This is a genomic window from Pseudomonas brassicacearum (assembly GCF_003732225.1).
Classification (GTDB): domain Bacteria; phylum Pseudomonadota; class Gammaproteobacteria; order Pseudomonadales; family Pseudomonadaceae; genus Aquipseudomonas; species Aquipseudomonas brassicacearum_E.
In genome coordinates this window covers 254,374-272,928 of the sequence record NZ_MOBJ01000010.1, presented here as the reverse complement: position 1 = coordinate 272,928, position 18,555 = coordinate 254,374, and the positions used below count along the sequence as shown (strand labels likewise).

Sequence of the window (18,555 nt, the reverse complement as noted above, 5' to 3'; positions counted from 1 at the left end):
GCAGAGTTGAGAGCAGGTGTCGGAGGGATGTTTCTGGATCACCGTCCAAGGCCATCAAGGCCAAGGACGGTGAAGATTTCAAAGACCCGTTTTCCAGTAGACCGTAAGGCTGCTCCGCTTAAGTGAACAGCATTACGCCATGTGCGGGGCATTTTTCTTGAAGATCCCCCGTAGGAGCTGTCGCAGGCTGCGATCTTTTCCGCCCCCCCGGAAGATCAAAAGATCGCAGGCTTCGCCAGCTCCTACAAACACCACAGCGTTACAGCGTTATTCCAAAAACGACAGTTGCCATGCGTTTTTGATATTAATTCATTAGATATCAAGCTGTTAGGCTTGCCGGTTCGCAGTCGCCCTGGAATGCGATTGGCACAAGTCTTTTTGGAGTCTCAATGAATCTGCCGCTGATCCTCAATCTGCTGGTATTCCTCGCCTTGCTGTTCGGCCTGGCACAAACCCGTCACACCACCTGGAGCCTGGCCAAGAAAGTCCTGGTCGCACTGGTGCTGGGCGTGGTGTTCGGTGTTGCCCTGCACACTGTTTACGGTGCCGGCAGCCCGGTGCTGAAGGCCTCGATCGGCTGGTTCGATCTGGTCGGCAACGGTTATGTGCAGTTGCTGCAAATGATCGTGATTCCGCTGGTGTTCGCCTCGATCCTCAGCGCCGTCGCCCGTCTGCACAACGCTTCATCGCTGGGCAAGATCAGCTTCCTGACCATCGGCACCCTGCTGTTCACCACCGCCATTGCGGCGTTGATCGGCATTGGCCTGACCAACCTGTTCGGCTTGACTGCCGAAGGTCTGGTCGCCGGCACCCAGGAAATGGCTCGCCTGCAAACCATTCAGACTGACTACGCGGGCAAGGTCGCTGACCTGAATGTCCCGCAGTTGCTGTTGTCCTTCATCCCGCAGAACCCGTTCGCCGATCTGGCCCGGGCCAAGCCGACTTCGATCATCAGCGTGGTGATCTTCGCCGCATTCCTCGGGGTCGCGGCGCTGCAACTGCTCAAGGATGACGTCGAAAAAGGTCAGAAAGTGATCAACGCCATCGACACCCTGCAAGCCTGGGTGATGCGTCTGGTGCGTCTGGTGATGAAGCTGACCCCGTACGGCGTATTGGCGCTGATGACCAAAGTGGTTGCCGGTTCCAACTTGCAAGACATCATCAAACTCGGCAGTTTCGTGGTGGTGTCCTACATCGGCCTGGGCCTGATGTTCGTGGTTCACGGCCTGTTGGTGTCACTGGCCGGGATCAACCCGCTGCGCTTCTTCCGCAAAGTCTGGCCGGTGTTGACCTTCGCCTTCACCAGCCGCTCCAGCGCCGCGAGCATTCCGCTGAGCATCGAAGCGCAAACCCGTCGCCTGGGCATTCCGCAATCGATCGCCAGCTTCGCCGCCTCGTTTGGCGCGACCATTGGCCAGAACGGCTGTGCCGGCCTTTACCCTGCGATGTTGGCGGTAATGGTTGCGCCGACCGTGGGCATCAACCCGCTGGATCCGCTGTGGATCGCGACGCTGGTGGCGATTGTGACCTTGAGTTCAGCAGGGGTTGCCGGTGTCGGTGGTGGCGCAACCTTCGCCGCGCTGATCGTGCTGCCGGCCATGGGTTTGCCGGTGTCACTGGTGGCGCTGTTGATCTCGGTTGAACCGCTGATCGACATGGGCCGCACCGCATTGAACGTCAGTGGTTCGATGACTGCCGGCGCGATCACCAGCCAGATCATGCAGCAGACCGACAAAGAGCTGCTGGATGCGGATGAGCATGAGGAGTTGGCTCAGGCTTGAGCCCAGCGTCGCCAGATAGATCGCTATCGCGAGCAAGCTCGCTCCCACAGGGATTTTTGGTGTTCACACACTCTGTGTTTCACCTTGTCCACTGTGGGAGCGAGCTTGCTCGCGATGCTCTTAAGCCTTTTCCCACACCTCGAAGCTGTACGCCGGCTTGTCGCCCTCAGCCGGATTCGGAACATTCGACACCCGCTTCCACTGTTCCAGATCAAACTCCGGAAACCACGCATCACCCTCGGGGCTCAGCGCCACGCGGGTCAGGTACAGCCGATCGGCCTGTGCCAGGCCTTGCGCATACAACTGCGCGCCGCCAATCAGCATCAACTCATCGACGCCCTGCTCCAGCGCCCATTCCTGCGCCCGAATCACCGCCGCTTCCAGCGACGGATAGACTTCCGCGCCTTCAAGTTGCAGGTCGGCCTGACGGCTGACCACGATGTTCAACCGGCCAGGCAGCGGACGACCGAGCGAATCCCAGGTCTTGCGACCCATGATGATCGGCTTGCCCAACGTTGTGGCCTTGAAGTATTTGAAATCCCCCGGCAAGTGCCAGGGCATGCTGTTGTCGACGCCGATCACACGGTTTTCACCGAGGGCTGCGATCAGGCTGAGGGGGAGAGTTTTTTTCATGTCGGCGAGGATACCAGAGCCGCGCTTACCCCGATAAGCGCCACAGCGGTTATGCTCAGCGTTCATTTGAGCGACGGGATGCCGCGTGACTGAACTGACACCACTGACAAAGCTCTGGCTGACTGAAACCATCCGCCTGCGCGAGGAACACGCAGGTCCACTGGAAGACCAGGAAGCCAACCGGCTGGCCCGCAGCGCTGGCGGCGACCTGCCGACCCGTATCGAGGCGCGCGCCCTGTGGTTGGCCGAACGCGACGGCTTGACCGTCGCCTTGCGCCATTGGCTGCAAGGTGCGCGACTGGCGCTGATCGTTCTGGCCGTACTGGCGATCATCAGCGGTGCCGGTATGGCGTTCGCTGCGTTGAGCGACGGCCAGACACCGGTCAACGTGTTCTGGGCCCTCGGCAGCCTGCTCGGGCTGAACCTGATTCTGCTGCTGAGCTGGGCCTCGGGCCTGATATTCGCTGGCGATTACGGCGCCACCCTTGGGCGTTTGTGGTTGTGGCTCAGCGAAAAACTCGCCCGCGACGCCAAAGCCGCGCAACTGGCGCCGGCCCTGCTGCTGTTGCTGCAACGGCAGAAACTCAATCGCTGGGTACTCGGCGTGCTGGTCAACGGCTTGTGGCTGCTGGCGATGCTCAGCGCTCTGGCGATTTTGCTGACGCTGATGGCAACCCGGCGCTACGGCTTCGTCTGGGAAACCACGATTCTCAGCGGCGACACGTTCGTGGTCATGACCCAGACCCTCGGCGCCCTGCCCGCATTGCTCGGCTTCAGCGTGCCGACCGTGGAGATGATTCGCGCCAGCGGTGACACCGCGCTGAACATCGAAAGCGCTCGGCAAGCCTGGGCTGCCTGGCTGGTTGGGGTGTTGCTGGTGTACGGCGTGTTGCCACGCCTGCTGCTCGCGCTGTTCTGCCTGTGGCACTGGAAAAGCGGTCGTACTACGTTGCGTCTGGACCTTAACCTGCCCGGTTACGCACAGTTGCGCGAACGGCTGATGCCGAGCAGCGAACGCCTCGGCGTCAACGATGCCGCGCCCGAGCGCCTGCATCAGGTCGAAGGCGGCGCCAACTCCCTGGACAGCGACGGCGCGTTGCTGGTGGCCATCGAACTGGACGACCAGCGCCCATGGCCACCGCAACTGCCGAAAAGCGTCAAAGACGCTGGCATCCTCGACAGCCGTGAGTCCCGACAAAAATTGCTGGAACAGCTGACCCGTTTCCCACCGCAACGTCTGGCCATTGCCTGTGACCCTCAGCGCTCGCCGGATCGTGGCAGCCTGGCGCTGATCGCCGAACTCGCCCGCAGCGCCAGCGCGACACGCATCTGGCTGCTGCAAGCGCCACCCGGTCAGGCACTCGACGCTGAACGCCTCGGCGACTGGCACGCCGCTCTGCGACAGTTGGAGTTGCCGTTCGCTGACTGCGCGCCGATGAACTGGTTGGAGTCGGGCCATGACTGATGCTGAAAAACGGCCACTGAAACTCGCCGTGGTCGGCCATACCAATGTTGGCAAAACCTCATTGCTGCGCACCCTGACCCGCGACGTCGGTTTCGGCGAAGTCTCCCATCGCCCCAGCACCACCCGGCATGTCGAGGGCGCCCGGTTGTCGGTGGATGGTGAAGCCTTGCTTGAGCTCTACGACACGCCGGGGCTTGAAGACGCGATCGCCCTGCTCGATTATCTGGAACGTCTGGAACGCCCCGGCGAACGCCTCGACGGCCCGGCGCGGCTGACGCGTTTCCTCGATGGCAGCGAGGCGCGCCAGCGTTTCGAACAGGAAGCCAAGGTGCTGCGCCAACTGCTGGCCTCTGACGCCGGCCTGTACGTGATCGACGCCCGCGAGCCGGTGCTGGCCAAGTACCGTGACGAACTCGAAGTGCTGGCCAGTTGCGGCAAACCGCTGCTGCCGGTGCTGAACTTCGTCAGCAGCGCCAACCACCGCGAGCCGGATTGGCGCGAAGCCCTGGCCCGTTTGGGTCTGCATGCGCTGGTGCGTTTTGACAGCGTGGCGCCGCCCGAGGATGGCGAGCGGCGGCTCTATGAAAGTCTCGCGCTGTTGATCGAAAGCGCGCGCGGTCAGCTTGAGCGATTGATCGTCGACCAGCAGGCCCAGCGCGAAGCGCGCCAGCAAAGCGCGGCACGTTTGATCGCCGAATTGCTGATCGATTGCGCCGCCTGTCGACGCAGCGTGGTCAGTGATGCCGCACAGGAACAGCAGGCCATCAGCGAACTGCGCAAAGCCGTTCGCCAACGCGAACAACGCTGCGTCGAAGCGCTGCTCAAGCTGTACGCCTTCCGTCTACAGGATGCCGCAGCCAGCGACTTGCCGCTGCTGGATGGCCGCTGGGGCGATGATTTGTTCAACCCCGAAACCCTCAAACAACTGGGCGTGCGGGTCGGCAGCGGAATCGCCGCTGGCGCCGCGGCCGGTGCCGGCGTGGACTTGCTGGTCGGCGGCCTGACCCTCGGCGCGGCGGCGCTGGCCGGGGCGATTGCCGGCGGCGCGCTGCAAACGGCGCGCAGTTATGGCAGCCGCTTGCTGGGCAAAATCAAAGGCCAGCGCGAGCTGACCGTCGACGACAGTGTGCTGCGTTTGTTGGCGTTGCGTCAGCGGCAACTGGTACAGGCCATGAACCTGCGCGGACACGCAGCGATGGACAGCATTCAGGTCGCCACGCCGCAGGACAAGAGCTGGCGCGAAGGCAAACTGCCGGAGGCGTTGAGCAAAGCCCGCGCACATCCGCAGTGGTCTTCGCTCAATCCTCATGCAAGGTTGAGTCAGGCGGAGCGGCAGGAGCAGATTGAGGCGCTGGCTCAGCAACTGTAGCAACTGATCATTGTCCCGCAGCACCGTCAGCCTGCGTCGATTTTCAGAAACTCAATGGCCAGCGCCTTCACTCGACGTCGGTCGGTCCTGTCAGCATGACCGTCGTTGTCCACATCCGAGCTCAGGATCAATTCGAAACTCCCGTCATTATCCCGGTCAAGCGCTGATGCCTTGTACGCAATCGTGCTCCCGGTCGCGTGCAACGCTTCGTCATGAAAATGCAGCCGCACAGCTTCCGGGGTTCCATTGCCGACAAGGTTTTGCGCAAATATCTGCAAGTACCGCTCCGAATCATCTCCGGCATTGAACCACCCGAGCTTCAAATAGGTCCTGGCAAATTTCACCAGCGGCTGGCGCCCAGAGTCTGTAGCAGTAACAACCACCTCCCTTATCAGGCGTTCATCTTCATAGAACTGGAAATGAACAGTATCTGCCTCGCCCTTCCTGCCACGGTCCTGAGCAGTTGCTGTTAAATAGAGCATGAGCATTCCTTGCAAAGTAAAGAGCCTGGAACACTAACCACCTGAGCAGACCTTCCATACGGCATCAGGCCGCCGCAATCCGTAAGGATTTTCCTCAGTTAACACCTGTTTGCGGGATAACGTCGACGGGGTATAAAAAATGCGGCTTCGGACAAAGCCGGAACCGCATCAATGATGCTTCAAGGCGACGTTGAAAACGCTGCCAGTCGACCGATCATTTCCATTTGAACTTCAAATACTCGTTACTCAACAACGTGACAAGTTTCTGATCCACCGCATCGATGTCGCCGTCATTATCGACATCGAAATGCACGAGCCAATCCAGCTTCCCGTCATTGTTGGTGTCATAAGCCGACGCGGTATAGACGATGGAGTTATCCGTCGGCTCGCCCTCGCCCTCATGAAAGTGCAAACGGACCGTATCCGGAGAGCCGTCCTGAGCAAAGTCCTCGACAAAAATCTTCAGGTAGCGCGCTGAAGCTTCGCCAGGATTGAACCAGTTCAGTTGCAAAAAGGCATCTGCGAACTTCTTGAGTAACCGTTCATCTTTGGTGTTCTCTTTACCGTCGTTATTGACGTCGCCAACCTGAAAGTCAACCTTGCCATCTGCAGTGATATCCAGCGCGTACGCCTTGTGAATCAGTTTGTCTTCACCATTTTTCACTGCTTCAAAAAAATGCAGCAGGACCGTGTCTGCACGATGATTGCCGCTGCGATCCTGAGCGGTAATTTTTAAGTAACGCATGGTTGTGTCTCTATACGCGAAAGGGTCAGCAAAGCTAGACAGCCCCTTGCGAAACGACTAGCCAGCCTCGTCCTGATATCTCGTAGGAAACGTCTAATTCTGCTGACCTCCACCATTCCGTTCGTATGATCCAAACAAGGGGTCAGAACGCTAATAACCTCAAAGCCTTCGCTTTCAATACCCCAAGATCAATCACCGGCACCCACATCTCCTTCGCCTGCTCATCCCACTGACGCATCCGCAGGCTAATCGCACACAACGGATCCCGCTCAAACGCCTCAGCCTCGGCAGCCGTCATCACCCCGCCCTGATATTCCAGCGTGCGCCGACTGGCCTCGCTCAAGCGTTGGTAGTAGCCCGGTTCTTTGAACGTCAGGTAACGCTTGGCCTGAACGTGATATTCCACCAACCGCGCCATCCGCTCGCTAAACCCCAGACGACGCAGGTAGTCGGCACCGAGGCGTTCATGGCTGGCCACACCAAAGCCGCCCATGTTCTCGGCGTTCGCGGCACAGAGATGCCCGATGTCATGGAAGAACGCGGCCAGCACCACTTCATCGTCGAAGCCTTCGGCCATGGCCCGTTCGGCGGCCTGGGACATGTGCTCGATCTGCGACACCGGTTCGCCGATGTAGTCGCTGTCACCGAAGCGCTCATACCAGCCGAACACTTCGGCTATCACCCGTTCATTGCGGTCCATCAGTGTTCTCCCAGCAAGGTCCTGATGTTGCGCTCAGCCATCGCCGGCCCGACGCTCATGCCGACGCCCGTGTGCATCAACGCGGCATGCACGCCCGGTGCGGCCTGCAAGAACGAAAACGGTACTGCTCCGCGAGCGCCATAGACGCCCTGCCAGCGCTCAACCACCTGCACCTTGCAACCCAGAGTCTGCTCGGCCAGTTCGAGCAGCCAGGTATCGACCTGTTCCGCGTTGAACGGTGACGGGTCGCTGCCGTAGTCGTGGGAATCGCCAATGATCAGTTCGCCATGCGGCGTCGGGCTGATCAGCAGGTGAATACCGTGTTCATGCAGATGGGGCGCCTCACGCAGAATTTGCGCCTGCACTGCCGCAGCTTCCGGCAAATCGGCGAATGCTCCGTAGTGCACACAGCTCAAACCGGTGAGCAAGGCGTGTTGCAGATTGAGGTTGAGCTGCGGCCGGGCGCGGAGCATTTGCAGGCGGCAGATCTGCGGCTTGAGCGCGGCAATCGGCTCGGCCAGCAGGGTCTGATAATCGTGGCCGGAACAGACGATGATCTGCTCCCCCGTGAAGGTGCCGGCGGTGCTGTGTACGCGACCGGGTTCGATATCGCGTACCAGAGTGGAGAAGTGAAATTCCACGCCGAGGTCGCGACGCAGGTAGTCGATCAACGCTGGAATTGCTTCGCGGGAATACAGTTGCTGGTCATCCAGGCCGTGCAACGCTGCGCGATGATGCCGGAACTGGCCGCCGTACACATCGCCCAATGCGGCGCCGCGCAACAGCTCGACGCGGTAACCGTGTTCGATAGCGCGGCCGGCACAGAAGGCTTCCAGCAGTTGCTCTTCAGCTTCGGTGCGAGCAAACAAATACGAACCGTTGCGCTTGAGCTGCAATCCCGCCCGTTGCGCCCATTGGCCCCAGATCTCGCGGCTGGCCTTGGCCAGTTCGAGCATCTGTCCCGGCGGTTGACCGGTGACCAGCGCCTGGCCAAAGTTGCGCACCGAGGCGCCCAGGGGTGTGGCGCTGCGTTCGAAGACCTTGACCTTCAAACCGCGTTTGGCTGCGGCGAAGGCGTGGGACAAACCCAGAATGCCGGCGCCGACGATCAGCATGTCGTTGTGTTGATTCATGGAGATATGTCCTGGGTTCAAGACCGCTATCGCGAGCAAGCTCGCTCCCACAGTGGATTGGCGTTGATCACAGATCCAATGTGGGAGCGAGCTTGCTCGCGATGGGGCCCTGTCAGCCGATGAAGATCTTACTTGGCAACCACTTTCTCGGACTTGCCGTCATAGCGCTTGCGCCATTCGCTGAGGATCTCGTCGCGGTTTTTCGAGGCCCAGGCGAAGTCGTTCTTGATCAGGCGTTGTTCGTAGTCGGCCGGCAGTTCGGTCTGTGGCTTGGCGATGCCTGGCTGGGCGAGTACCGCGAAGTTTTCCTTGTACAGCTCCATCGCCGCCGGGCTTGCGGAGAAGTCGGCGAGTTTCTTCGCCGCGTCTTCATGCGGTGTGCCCTTGATCACGGCGGTGGCTTCGATTTCCCAGCCCAGGCCTTCTTTCGGCAGGACGATGTCCAGCGGCGCGCCCTGGCGCTTCAACTGCACGGCCGGGTATTCGAAAGAGATACCGATCGGGAATTCACCGGCAGCGGCCAGCTTGCATGGCTTGGAACCGGAGTGAACATACTGGCCGATGTTCTGGTGCAGTGCGTCCATGTACTGCCAGCCCTGCTTCTCGCCGAAGGTTTGCAGCCAGGCGCTGACATCGAGGAAACCGGTGCCGGACGACGCCGGGTTCGGCATGACGATCTTGCCCTTGTATTCAGGCTTGGTCAGGTCCTGCCAGCTCACCGGTTTGGTCAGGCCCTGTTTCTCGGCTTCGACGGTGTTGAAGCAAATGGTTGCCGCCCAGACGTCCATGCCAACCCAGGCTGGTGGGTTGGCGGCGTCGCGGTAGTTGCTGCCGATCTTGCCGAGGTCCTTCGGTGCGTAGCTTTGCAGCATGCCTTGCTGATCGAGGATCGCCAGGCTGGACGCGGCCAGGCCCCAGACTGCATCAGCCTGCGGGCGGGCTTTTTCGGCCAGCAGTTTGGCGGTGATGATCCCGGTGGAATCGCGCACCCATTTGATCTCGACGTCCGGGTTGGCCTTTTCGAACGCTTCTTTGTAGGTCTTCAGTTGTTCGGCTTCAAGGGCGGTGTACACCGTCAACTCGGTTTTCGCCGCGAAGGCGTTCAGGCTGAAAGCGGTGAGGACAGCAGCGGCCAGGGCCATAGGCTTGAACATGTCTTTTTCCTTTTGTTTACCGGCAGTTGAGTTCAGGTTTGCGGGAGTGGAAATCAGTTGCCGGGCGCTGTTTGCCGCCAGGCCTGGGAGCGGCGCAGCAAGCCGCGCGAAGCCCAGGCCAGGAGCAGGGAAACGCCCGCCGAGGTGAACAGAATCAGAGTCGACATGGCCGCCGCGCCGCCGACGTTGCCGGCGTCGTCCATGTTCAGCACCGCCACCGCCGCAAGGATGGTGTCGGGGCTGTAGAGGAAGATCGCCGCCGACACCGTGGTCATCGCCGAGACGAACAGGTAGCGCACGATGTCCAGCAGCGCCGGCAGGCAGATCGGCACGGTGACGCGCAGGTAGTGGCGGTACAGCGGCGCCTTGAGCGACAGCGCGGCGGCTTCGAACTCGGCGTCGAGCTGACGCAGCGCGGTGGTGGCGGTCATTTGCGCAGTGGTCAAATAATGAGCAATGGTGCAGACCACCAGCAGGGTCATCGTCCCGTAGAGCACATGCAGCGGGTTGCCGTTCAGGTTGAAAAAGAACACGTAGCCCAGGCCCAGCACCAAACCCGGCACCGCCATCGGCACGAAGCTGAGCATTCGCAGCGCCAGATTCAAGCCGCGCTGACCACGGGTTTTCTCCATCAGATAGGCGCCGGTGAAGATCAAGCCGCTGCCGATCAACGCCGTGCACAAGGCCATCTTCACGCTGTTGCCGTAGGCCAGCCAGCCGCCACCGGCGGTGTCGCCAAACTGGTAGTGATTGAGCGACAGCGACAGGTTGTATGGCCAGAACTTCACCAGCGACGAGTACACCGCCATACCGAACACCAGCAGCAGCGCGGCGCAGATCAACAGGACGATGCTCAGATAGCAGCCATCCCGCAGCCGCGACGGCGCCGGTTGAAAGACTTGTGCCCGACCGCTCATGGAGTCGCCATGCCGACGGCGCAACCAGGCGTCGACGCCGAAGCTGAACAGTGCCGGCAGCAGCAACACCATGCCGATCAGCGCTCCGCGACCGAATTGCTGCTGGCCGACCACCGCTTTGTAGGCTTCCAGCGCCAGTACTTGATAGTCGCCACCGACCACCACCGGCACACCGAAATCGGTAATGGTCAGGGTGAACACCAGGCAGAACGCGGCGAACACCGCTTGCCGGGTCGCCGGCCAGGTGATGCTGCGAAAGGCCTTGGCCGGACTGGCGCCCATGCTCGATGCGGCATCGAACAAGCGCGCATCGGCCAGGGACAACGCCGAGAGCAGGATCATCAAGGCGTGGGGAAAGGTGTAAATCACTTCGCCAAGGACGATGCCCCAGAAGCCGTAAATGTTGTCCGACAGCAGCCCACGCAACATGCCTTGGTTACCGAACAGGTAGACCAATGCGATACCCGGCAGCATCGACGGTGCCATCAATGGCAACAGCGACATGCCGCGCCAGATCGCCTTGCCGGGAATCAGTGTGCGTTGCAGCGCGTAGGCAAACAGATAGGCCAGTGGCACGACGATAGCCGCCACACTGAGCGAGACTTTCAGACTATTGCCCAGCAGCCAGTGGAAGTTGTCGCTGGTCAGCAGTTCGCGGGCGGCAACTAATCCACCGCCCTGCCCGGCGTCGCTGCTGAAGCCGCGCCAGAAGATCGCCAGCAACGGCATCAACACCGCAACGCTGAGCAGGCACAGCAGCAAAACTTTGCCACCGACCACGAACAGCCGATCGCCGATTTCGGCGCGGGAAGTCTGCCGAACCTGCTTGTGCGGTATCGGCAGGGCGATCTGCTCGCTCATCAGGCAAACACCTGCAAGCTGCGCGGCGGCAAGGCGACCATGATGTCCTGCGCGCCCAATCGCGGCATGGCTTCAGGCGCCAGCTCGGCGAGCAGCGCATGGCCTGGCAGTTGGTTGAGTTCAAAGCTCATCCGACAGCGATTGCCGAGAAAGGTGATTTCGCGAACCTTGGCCGGGAACAGGTTTTCTTCATGCACCGGCGGGTTGATGCTGATCGCTTCCGGGCGACAGAACAGTCGACCTGAAGCGGCTTTGCCGGAGTTGTCGGCCAGCCGCACATTCATTCCGCCGACCTGCGCGTGGCTGTCGCTGTTGCGCTGGAACGGCAACCAGTTGCCCTGCCCGACGAACTCGGCAACGAACGGTGTGGCCGGTCGGTTGTAGATTTCCTGCGGCGTGGCGTATTGCTCGACCTTGCCGTTGTTCATCACGGCAATGCGGTCGGCCATCAGCATGGCCTCGTCCTGATTGTGGGTGACCATCAAGGTGGTGATGCCGAGATTGCGCTGCAATTGGCGCAACTCGGTGCACAGATGCTCACGAACCCGCGCGTCGAGGGCCGACATCGGTTCGTCCAGCAGCAACAGTGACGGTGCCGGCGCCAAGGCCCGGGCCAGTGCCACGCGCTGTTGCTGACCGCCGGACAATTGGCCGGGGTATTTCTTTTCACTGCCGATCAGGCCCACCAGTTCAAGCATTTGCGCCACGCGCTTGCGCACTTCCTCGCGGCCACTGCCGGCCAGGCCGTAGGCAATGTTGGCTTCGACGGTGAGATTGGGGAACAGCGCGTAGGACTGAAAGAGAATGCCGTAGTCCCGAGCCTGCGGTGCCAGCAGGGAAACATCCCGACTACCCAGGTACAACTCGCCGCGATCCTGGCGTTCGAGGCCAGCGATGCAGCGCAGCAAGGTGGTCTTGCCGCAACCGGAAGGCCCGAGCAGGCACACCAGTTCACCGGCCTCGACGTCCAGCGAAACGTTATCCAGCGCAGTGAAGGCGCCGAAGCGTTTCTCGATACCGCGCACCTTCATCGGCGCACCGGGGAAGACCTGGGCAATTGCGTTCGGGTGGTTCATGGACGGGCCTCATCAAGCAGATGAAGGCCATCCTAGGTTTGTAATGCGTCCGTCATGTGGCAGCGAGGCAAAAACGGCCGATAGTGGTATTCGGGGATTTTGGTTCAAGTCATGTGTTGCATGGGCTCGCGATGAGGCCCTCACTGGCGATAAAGGTCTCTAGACCGGGGCCATTTCCTGCGCCAGGCCAAGAAACGCCGCCGGCAGGCGTGCGCCTTTGCGTTCTTTGAGGCAGTACAGGTATTCGGGGATCTGCGGGGCGTTTTCGAGGGTCAGCACCCGCAGTTGCGGGTCATGAGGCACTTCCTGGCGGGCGATGATGCTGATGCCGATATTGCGCAGCACCGCTTCACGGATCGACTCACGGCTGCCGATCTCCAGCAACGGGCCGAAACTCACTCCGGCGCTCGCCAGCAGCTCTTCAGTCAGACGACGGGTGGTCGAGCCGGTTTCACGCATCAGCAAGGTGTGCCCGACCAGCGCACTCAGCGGCACATGATCATGCACCGCCAGTGGATGGTTGCGGTGTACTGCCAGCACCAGCGGATCGCTGCCCAGCACGCGGCGGATCAACCGTGAGTCTTCGAGCAATTGCGATGACGCGGCGATGTCGACCCGGTATTCCTCAAGGGATTCGAGCACCTGCTGGGAGTTACCGATCTCCACCGAGACTTCCACCTGCGGCAGGCGCTCGCGAAAGGTTTTCACCAGGTCGAGGATGTAATACGGCGCGGTGGCGGCGATGCGCAACGCGCCTTGAACCTGGCCGCTGTTGCGCAGGAAGAACTCGATATCGGCTTCCTGCTGCAACAGCGCTTTGACCATCGGCAGCAGCCGCGCACCTTCCTCGCTGACCGTCAGCCGACGACCGCCACGGTAGAACAGTTCAACCGAGTACTGGCTTTCCAGATGACGAATCTGGGTTGTCACCGTGGGTTGGCTCAGGCCGAGCTTTTTCGCCGCGAGGGTAATGCTGCCCAATCGCGCGACCCTGTAAAAAGCCTTCAGCTCGGCACTCAGCACATCACCCTCGCATCGATTATTTGCGCAACAGGCGCAGACCGTTGAACACCACCAGCAGGGCCACGCCCATGTCGGCAAAGACCGCCATCCACATGGTGGCGAGACCCACGAAGGTTACCCCAAGAAAGATCGCCTTGATGACCAATGCCAAGGCAATATTTTGCGTGAGGATATTCGAGGTCTGCCGCGACAACCGGATAAACGCCGGGATCTTGCGCAGATCATCGTCCATCAGGGCGACATCGGCGGTTTCAATCGCGGTATCGGTGCCCGCGGCAGCCATGGCAAAACCGATCTGCGCACGGGCCAGCGCCGGGGCATCGTTGATGCCGTCGCCGACCATGCCGACCCGGTGCCCTTGGGCGTACAGGCCTTCGATAGCCTTGAGCTTGTCGGTCGGCAACAGGTCGCCTTGCGCCTGATCGATGCCCACCTGGGCGGCAATCGCCCGAGCGGTGTGTGGATTGTCGCCGGTCAGCATCAAGGTCTTGATGCCCAGTTCATGCAACTGCTGGATCGCTTCGCGGCTGGATGCCTTGACCGTATCGGCCACCGCGAACAGCGCCAGCGGGCCAGAGCTGTCGAGCAGCAATACCACGGTCTTGCCCTGCTCTTCGAGGGCAAACAGTTTCTCTTCCAGGGCTGGCGAGCACAGGCCCAGCTCTTCCACCAAGCGATGGTTACCCAAGTGGTAAATCTGACCATCGATCTCACCGCGCACGCCACGGCCAGTCAGCGCTTCGAAGTTATCCACAGCGAGCAGCGTCAGCTGTTTATCCACAGCCGCGTTGGCGATGGCTAGCGATACCGGGTGATCGGAACGCCCGGCGAGGCTGGCGGCCAGAACCTCTGCGGTGCTTTCGACCGTTGAGTCCAGAGACAGGTAATCGGTCTGCACCGGTTTGCCGTGAGTGATCGTGCCGGTCTTGTCCAGCGCCAGGTAATCCAGTTTGTGACCACCCTCCAGGTACACGCCGCCCTTGATCAGGATGCCTTTGCGCGCCGCCGCCGCCAGACCGCTGACGATGGTCACCGGGGTGGAAATCACCAGCGCACATGGACAGGCGACCACCAGCAGCACCAGTGCACGGTAAATCCAGTCGAACCAGGCCGCGCCCATGAACAGCGGCGGAATGAGCGCCACGGCCAAAGCGAAAATGAACACCGCCGGTGTGTAGATTTTCGAGAAGCGGTCAACGAAGCGTTGGGTCGGTGCCCGTGCGCCTTGCGCCGCTTCCACGGCATGAATGATCCGCGCCAGGGTCGAATTGTTGGCAGCGGCGGTCACCTTGAATTCCAGCGAACCGGCCTGGTTGATGGTCCCGGCGAAGACTTTGTCGCCGACGGTTTTCTCGACGGGCAGGCTTTCACCGGTGATCGGCGCCTGATCGATGGTCGAGCTGCCGGACAGCACTTCGCCGTCCAGGCCAATGCGCTCGCCGGGACGAACCCGCACTCGCGCGCCGAGATCGATGCTTTTAGCTTCACGCTCGATCCAACTACCGTCATCCTGCTGCACGGTGACCTTTTCCGGGGTCATCTGCATCAGCCCGCTGATTGCATTGCGCGCGCGGTCCAGGGATTTGGCTTCGATCAGCTCGGCCACGGTGAACAGGAACATCACCATCGCCGCCTCCGGCCATTGGCCGATCAGCACGGCCCCGGTCACCGCGATGCTCATCAGCGCGTTGATGTTCAGGTTGAGGTTCTTCAGGGCGATCCAGCCCTTTTTATAGGTGCCCAAACCGCCGCTGAGGATCGAAATCAGAGCAACAATCGCCACCACCCAGGTCGGCGCGGCGTTGGTGAAGTGAAGCACCTCGGCAGCCAAAGCACCGATACCCGACACCGCCAACGGCCACCAGGGCTTTTTCACCGGTGCCGGGCTGGCGTGCGCATCCGCGCCCTGCTCAATGGGTTCGGCCAACATGCCAATCGACTTGATGGCATCGATGATCGGCGCAGTGCTCGGCAGATCGTGGGTCACGCCCAGCACGCGGTTGATCAGGTTGAATTCCAGTTGCTGCACACCCGCAAGCTTGCCGAGTTTGTTCTGGATCAGCGTCTGCTCGGTCGGGCAGTCCATGGCGTCGATGCGAAAACGGCTCAGGCGTGCGCCTTCGGTCGGCGTTTCGCTGAGTTTGATCAACGAAGGCGCCGCCGCACTGGAACAGCAAGAACCGCCGTGACTGGCGTGATCGTGTTTTTGAACCGGCTGAAGCTTTGGCCCGTGGCTGTGATCGTGATCGTGATCGTGATCGTGATCAGCGTGGGGTTTGTGGGTGTGCTGGGAGTCGCTCATAAGGTCGCGTCCAAAAAGTGCCTGTTGCCAAGTAAAGACCCTGTAGCCACTATAGGGTCAAGCAACCTTTTGGAGACTGACGCAATGAAGATCGGTGAACTGGCGAAACTGACCGACTGCCAGGTCGAAACCATCCGTTATTACGAGCGCGAAGGCCTGTTGCCGGAACCGGCCCGCAGCGAAGGCAATTACCGCTTGTACACCCAGGCCCACACCGAACGCCTGACCTTCATCCGCAACTGCCGCACGCTCGATATGACCCTCGAAGAAATCCGCAGCCTGCTCAGCCTGCGCGACAGCCCGCAGGATCAATGCGAAAGCGTCAACGCACTGATCGACGAGCACATCCACCACGTCAAGGCGCGAATCGACGGTTTACTGGCCTTGCAGACACAACTGCTGGAACTGCGCCAAAGCTGCAGCGAACGGCCGGATATCGAACAGTGCGGGATTTTGCAGCAGCTGGAAGTCAGCGGCGGCGTGGTGGCGAGTGAAGCCGGGCATTCGCATGTCGGCAGAAGCCACGGGCATTAATCGGCCCGGCGTAGCAGCAGCAAAAGCATGGCCATAGCGGCCAGCACCGCTCCGGTGATGAAGGTGCTTTGTGCGCCGACGGTTTGCCACAGCCAGCCGGCGAGAACACTGGCAATCAGCAGGCAAACGCCGCTGATCAGATTGAAAATGCCGAACGCTGTACCTTTCAGTTCCTGGGGAGCCGTATCGGCGACCAGTGTGGCGAGGATGCCTTGGCTGAAACCCATGTGCAGTCCCCACAAAGCCACGCCCAGCATCATCGTCAGGATCGAATGGGATTGAGCGAGCACCAGGTCCGCCAGCACCAGCAGCCCCATACCGAGACAGAGCAGTTTGGTGCGATTCATACGGTCGGACAACCAACCGGCGGGGTACGCGGACAACGCATAGAACCCCGACATGACCACCATCACCAGCGGCACCCACGTGGCGGACAAACCTGTCTGCTGCGCCCGCAACACCAGGAACGCCTCGCTGAAACGCGCCAGCGTAAACACCCCACCCACAACGACCACCCACCAATACCCGGACGAGAAGTCGTGAAGGACTCGCCAATGAATGGGTGATCGAAAGGTGTGCTTGCCAGCCGCGTGCTCAGGCTCTTTTACCCCGGTGACAATCAGTGCTACCGCGATGACCGCCGGGATAACGGCGAACCACAACACCTGCTGGATATCCGCGAGCCAAAGCATCAGCACGATGGCCAGGGCAGGACCGACAAGGGCGCCGACGGTGTCCATCGATTGGCGCAAGCCGAAGCAGGCACCGCGAATTTCCAGCGGCGCTACGTCCGCCACCAAGGCATCGCGCGGCGCGCCGCGAATGCCTTTGCCGATACGATCGAGAAAACGCGCAGTGAACACCACCTCCACCGAGTGAGCCAGCGGGAATAGCGGTTTGGACAACGCAGCCAAACCGTATCCGAGTAACAGCAAGCCTTTGCGCCGGCCGATAAAGTCGCTGATTGCACCCGAGAAGACTTTGACCAGCATCGCCGTCGCTTCGGCGATGCCCTCGATGATGCCGACAGTCAGCGCGCTCGCGCCCAGGGTCGTGACCAGAAACACCGGCAGAAGGCTGTGCACAAGCTCAGACGAAACATCCATGAACAGGCTGACAAAGCCCAAGGCCCAAATAGTCCGCGGAATACGCAGAGGTACCGATCCGGCCTGATTCACCTGTTCATCCTGTCGTGCTCCAAGGCCTCATCGGCGGCTATGAAACAGATACCCGAGCCCTAGACCCTACGGCTGAGTGTTGGAAATACTCGCTGGTACAGACGCTCAAGAACGTCGAGCAAATGCTCGCCACATTGTTTGAAGCCCAACACTTCCCGCACCAGCCAGGCGCTGGCCAGCGACACCAGCAACGACCCGGTAATATCGAATGGAAAGTGCACGCCCAGGTAGACACGCGCCCAGCCAACCAACGCCCCCAGCAGCAGAACCAGCAGACCCAGCTTGCGCAGCGCTGCCAGCATCAATGCAAAGGCCAGCGTGAACATCACTGTAGCGTGGTCGCTGGGGAACGATGACTCAGCGGCATGCGCCAGAAAGTTTTGCCCCAGCCCCAGCATGAACGGCCGCGGGTGGAACCAAAGGCTGCTGATCAGCAGATTGCAGCCCAGCGCGAAGACGATACTCAGCGTCGCAGTGACCGCCGCCGCCCGTTGTTGACGCGTCCCTCGCAGCCACAAGCCAGCCAGCAAAAGCGGTACGCTGAAGATCAGCCACTGCGCCAGAAACATCGCCAAAAACCGCATGGGTGCCGAAGCATCAGCGCTGGCGTTAATCGCCATGAACAGGCTGCGATTGAGTTCTTCCACAAATAGACGCCCTTCAGATCATCAGAAAACCCCGCGCCGCGATAACGCGGTGAGCGGTACACATCATAGTAGTTGCAATCGCCCGGACAGTCGGAGTACTCCGCTATCCGGGCTTCAGGCGTTTGACGCCTGTTTTACCCCAAGTCCTGCTGCCACACGGCACGTCAGCGACTGGGTGAAGCACGCCGTCAATTCGAGCGTTCGACAGTGTCGGACTGCGCTTTCTGGCTGCTCGCTACGGCCTGCGCATGCTCAGACTGCTGATAGTGAACCATCGCCACATCGCGTGCGGCGTCCATTCGAGCCTGGACCTTGTCGCCGCCGCCTTCGGCCATCGCAGCCACAGAAGCGCACATCAGGGAAACGACCAAAAAAGCTTTCAGGGATTTCATCGGGAACTCTCCAGTAGTTGGGTTCTGCCAGACCGTGTATTGGCTGACTGGAGCTCATCCTATAGGGCGCTATTTATCGACCCTTTCCCCTGGAGATGAATTTTCTGACATGTAGGCTTTTATATTCGCCCCGCTCGCGTAATTGCGTAACGCGTAACGCGTA

Annotated in this window: 17 protein-coding genes; 4 read left to right on the top strand and 13 right to left on the bottom strand. The window is 60.7% G+C overall.

The window, feature by feature from the left end:
- Positions 1-389: 389 nt before the first annotated feature.
- Positions 390-1,781 (top strand): L-cystine transporter, encoded by a 1,392-nt coding sequence (locus tag BK659_RS17935; protein ID WP_123426324.1) that lies wholly within the window; start codon positions 390-392, stop codon positions 1,779-1,781.
- Between the two features lie 120 nt (positions 1,782-1,901).
- On the opposite strand, the gene BK659_RS17930 is transcribed toward BK659_RS17935, so the two are convergent.
- Positions 1,902-2,414, bottom strand: coding sequence for a dihydrofolate reductase (locus BK659_RS17930; protein WP_123426323.1), 513 nt, complete (start codon positions 2,412-2,414; stop codon positions 1,902-1,904).
- A gap of 85 nt (positions 2,415-2,499) precedes the next feature.
- On the opposite strand from BK659_RS17930, the gene BK659_RS17925 reads away from it, so the two are divergent.
- Positions 2,500-3,879: a DUF2868 domain-containing protein gene (locus BK659_RS17925; protein ID WP_123426322.1), complete on the top strand. Its 1,380-nt coding sequence runs from the start codon at positions 2,500-2,502 to the stop codon at positions 3,877-3,879.
- Complete coding sequence (locus BK659_RS17920) at positions 3,872-5,248, top strand: GTPase/DUF3482 domain-containing protein (RefSeq protein ID WP_123426321.1); 1,377 nt, start codon at positions 3,872-3,874, stop codon at positions 5,246-5,248. The genes BK659_RS17925 and BK659_RS17920 overlap by 8 nt, the downstream gene beginning before the upstream one ends.
- Positions 5,249-5,274: 26 nt before the next feature.
- Here the strand turns inward: BK659_RS17920 and BK659_RS17915 are convergent, their stop codons facing one another.
- From BK659_RS17915 to BK659_RS17875, 9 genes are all read right to left on the bottom strand, one after another.
- The gene (locus BK659_RS17915; RefSeq protein WP_123426320.1) at positions 5,275-5,730 is read right to left on the bottom strand and encodes a hypothetical protein; all 456 of its coding nucleotides are present in this window, start codon (positions 5,728-5,730) and stop codon (positions 5,275-5,277) included.
- A 214-nt stretch (positions 5,731-5,944) separates the two neighbouring features.
- Positions 5,945-6,475, bottom strand: coding sequence for a hypothetical protein (locus BK659_RS17910; protein WP_123426319.1), 531 nt, complete (start codon positions 6,473-6,475; stop codon positions 5,945-5,947).
- 142 nt (positions 6,476-6,617) lie between these two features.
- A complete protein-coding gene (locus BK659_RS17905) occupies positions 6,618-7,175 on the bottom strand; it encodes a phosphonate degradation HD-domain oxygenase (RefSeq protein ID WP_123426318.1) in 558 nt (185 codons plus the stop codon).
- On the bottom strand, positions 7,175-8,308 hold the full coding sequence (locus tag BK659_RS17900; RefSeq protein ID WP_123426317.1) for a TIGR03364 family FAD-dependent oxidoreductase: 1,134 nt from the start codon (positions 8,306-8,308) through the stop codon (positions 7,175-7,177). The genes BK659_RS17905 and BK659_RS17900 overlap by 1 nt, the downstream gene beginning before the upstream one ends.
- A gap of 128 nt (positions 8,309-8,436) precedes the next feature.
- A complete protein-coding gene (locus tag BK659_RS17895) occupies positions 8,437-9,462 on the bottom strand; it encodes a putative 2-aminoethylphosphonate ABC transporter substrate-binding protein (protein WP_123426316.1) in 1,026 nt (341 codons plus the stop codon).
- A gap of 53 nt (positions 9,463-9,515) precedes the next feature.
- Positions 9,516-11,240 (bottom strand): putative 2-aminoethylphosphonate ABC transporter permease subunit, encoded by a 1,725-nt coding sequence (locus BK659_RS17890; RefSeq protein WP_123426315.1) that lies wholly within the window; start codon positions 11,238-11,240, stop codon positions 9,516-9,518.
- Positions 11,240-12,316: a putative 2-aminoethylphosphonate ABC transporter ATP-binding protein gene (locus BK659_RS17885; protein WP_123426314.1), complete on the bottom strand. Its 1,077-nt coding sequence runs from the start codon at positions 12,314-12,316 to the stop codon at positions 11,240-11,242. The genes BK659_RS17890 and BK659_RS17885 overlap by 1 nt, the downstream gene beginning before the upstream one ends.
- A gap of 159 nt (positions 12,317-12,475) precedes the next feature.
- Positions 12,476-13,339: a LysR family transcriptional regulator gene (locus BK659_RS17880; protein ID WP_123426313.1), complete on the bottom strand. Its 864-nt coding sequence runs from the start codon at positions 13,337-13,339 to the stop codon at positions 12,476-12,478.
- A gap of 16 nt (positions 13,340-13,355) precedes the next feature.
- Positions 13,356-15,641 carry a heavy metal translocating P-type ATPase gene (locus BK659_RS17875; RefSeq protein WP_123426312.1) on the bottom strand — a complete coding sequence of 762 codons (2,286 nt, stop codon included), beginning with the start codon at positions 15,639-15,641 and terminating at the stop codon, positions 13,356-13,358.
- An 84-nt stretch (positions 15,642-15,725) separates the two neighbouring features.
- Between BK659_RS17875 and cadR the strand changes: the two genes are divergently transcribed.
- Positions 15,726-16,175 (top strand): Cd(II)/Pb(II)-responsive transcriptional regulator, encoded by a 450-nt coding sequence (gene cadR, locus BK659_RS17870; protein WP_123426311.1) that lies wholly within the window; start codon positions 15,726-15,728, stop codon positions 16,173-16,175.
- On the opposite strand, the gene BK659_RS17865 is transcribed toward cadR, so the two are convergent.
- From BK659_RS17865 to BK659_RS17855, 3 genes are all read right to left on the bottom strand, one after another.
- Complete coding sequence (locus tag BK659_RS17865; RefSeq protein ID WP_123426310.1) at positions 16,172-17,353, bottom strand: MFS transporter; 1,182 nt, start codon at positions 17,351-17,353, stop codon at positions 16,172-16,174. The genes cadR and BK659_RS17865 overlap by 4 nt on opposite strands.
- A 59-nt stretch (positions 17,354-17,412) precedes the next feature.
- Entirely contained in the window at positions 17,413-18,000 is a 588-nt protein-coding gene (locus BK659_RS17860) for an undecaprenyl-diphosphatase (protein ID WP_123426309.1), read from the bottom strand.
- Between the two features lie 188 nt (positions 18,001-18,188).
- Entirely contained in the window at positions 18,189-18,392 is a 204-nt protein-coding gene (locus BK659_RS17855) for a co-regulatory protein PtrA N-terminal domain-containing protein (protein ID WP_019694124.1), read from the bottom strand.
- Between the last annotated feature and the right edge of the window lie 163 nt (positions 18,393-18,555).